The organism is Streptomyces sp. MS191 (genome assembly GCF_008042125.1).
Lineage (GTDB): Bacteria > Actinomycetota > Actinomycetes > Streptomycetales > Streptomycetaceae > Streptomyces.
Map to the genome: position 1 here is coordinate 1 of NZ_RDBI01000119.1, position 788 is coordinate 788.

Consider the following 788-nt stretch of genomic DNA (forward strand, 5'->3'; position numbering starts at 1 on the left):
GTGTCCCGCAGCCCGTCGGGGCGGGGGCGGACGGCGCCCTCGCGGGCGAGCCGGGCCATGGCGCGGACGCCGGGGAGCGGGGCGGTGAGCCGGTCGGCGAAGGAACGGGGCCAGTCCGGCCGCATCCGGCCGAGCGGCTGGAGGGCGGGAGCGGTGCGCGCGTCGCGGGCCTTCCGCGGGGTCGTGGCCGGGCGCGCCGTCTGTTCCGTCATCTGCGGGCTCCGTTCTACGCGTGACGCGGTCCGTCGGGGTTCTGCGCAGGGCTCGCCGGCTCCGTCCGGAGTTCTTCGAGGGCGGCGCTGAGATGTGTCAACGCCCGCGCCACGTGCGGCAGTTCCACCGGGTTCGCCGAATTGAGGGATTCCGTCCGCTCCTCCTCGTCCGAGCCGAGGAGCGGGCCGGTGTCGAACCGGACGCGCAGGGCGCCGAGTTCGTCGCCGAAGCGGTGGCCGCCGGGAACGGGGGTGCCGAGCCGCCGGGTGAGGTGGTTCTCCAGTTCCATGGAGTCGGTGACGCCGCGGGCGGCCAGTCCGGCCCGCAACGGGCCGAGATCGGCGTACAGATGACGGCCGGCCTGCGGGGGGCGGGCGACGGCGCCGGCCGCGAGGGCGACGCGGTGCGCGGCGGCGGCCACCCGCCCGTGGAGTGCGGCGGCGAGGGCGGCGCGCACGACGACGTCCTCCGGTTCGTCGAGGGCGTGCGCCGCCGCGGGGGCAACGGGCCCGGTGACGACGGCGCCGAGGGCCGTGAGGACGTCGAGGGTGCGGGCGCGGCGGTCGGTGTAGCGG

General features: G+C 77.8%; 2 pseudogenes. Both read right to left on the bottom strand.

Annotated features, from left to right (window positions below):
* Positions 1 to 212 (bottom strand): annotated as a pseudogene (locus tag EAO71_RS35390) (MBL fold metallo-hydrolase); the annotation flags it as partial.
* A gap of 14 nt (positions 213 to 226) precedes the next feature.
* Positions 227 to 788 (bottom strand): annotated as a pseudogene (locus tag EAO71_RS35395) (pyridoxal phosphate-dependent aminotransferase); the annotation flags it as partial.